At 67.3% G+C, this 724-nt stretch carries 2 pseudogenes; both read right to left on the minus strand.

Annotated features, from left to right (window positions below):
• Positions 1-352, minus strand: a pseudogene (locus tag ABD323_RS42790) (hypothetical protein); the annotation flags it as partial.
• A 35-nt stretch (positions 353-387) separates the two neighbouring features.
• Positions 388-724: pseudogene (locus ABD323_RS42795) on the minus strand (hypothetical protein); the annotation flags it as partial.

The following is a 724-nucleotide window of genomic DNA, read 5'->3' on the forward strand; positions in this document are numbered from 1 at the left end:
CCTGCACCGTGCTCGACCCGTCCCGGCAACTGACCGTGTAGATCTCGCCGCCGGCGGGGTCGCGGCCGCCCCAACGCTGGTCGTCGGCAGCGGGCTTGGGGGTCACCAGCAGGTACCAGCAGCTGGTCGCGTTGCTGTACCAGCCCAGTTCGTCGTCCCAGCAGGGGATTTCCTTGCCCTGCCAGATGCACTTCGCGGCAACCGTCTCGCCCTTGCCGCCCGGCTTTCCACTGGTGGTGCTGCCTGGTTCGTGCACGCTGATGCAGATATCCCGGGTGGCGCACGGAGTCACCGTGCCGCCGGGCTCCTCGGCGGCGGCCGGAGTGATCGTCGCCGCCAGCATTCCGATCATCAGCAGGACACGAACCAAGATTCCTGGTGAAGTTCTCAACACGACCGGGTCTCCTCGCGTTTGAAGTCCACGATCAGCCAGCGCGAGTCCGTTTTCCGGAGCGTGGCTGTGGCGACGTACCGGGTCAGGCGCTGCGCCGGATCACGCAGCGCCTTGGTGGTGGCGTCGGCCTGGTGCCAGTCGGTCACGTCGACACAGTCCTCGACGGTCGCGGACGGCGGATTGTCGGTGAGCCGAATCGACTTCACCAAAGGCGAGTTGCGCGGAGTTCCGACCATCACCAGCTTCGCTTCGGGGAGTTGCTGAGGGGAGACCAGGGTGTCGCTCAGCGCCTGGTCGGTGGCGTAGCCGCGGACGGCCGCCGGATCGTCC

It is taken from the genome of Kitasatospora nipponensis (assembly GCF_039528135.1).
Classification (GTDB): Bacteria; Actinomycetota; Actinomycetes; order Streptomycetales; family Streptomycetaceae; genus Kitasatospora; species Kitasatospora nipponensis.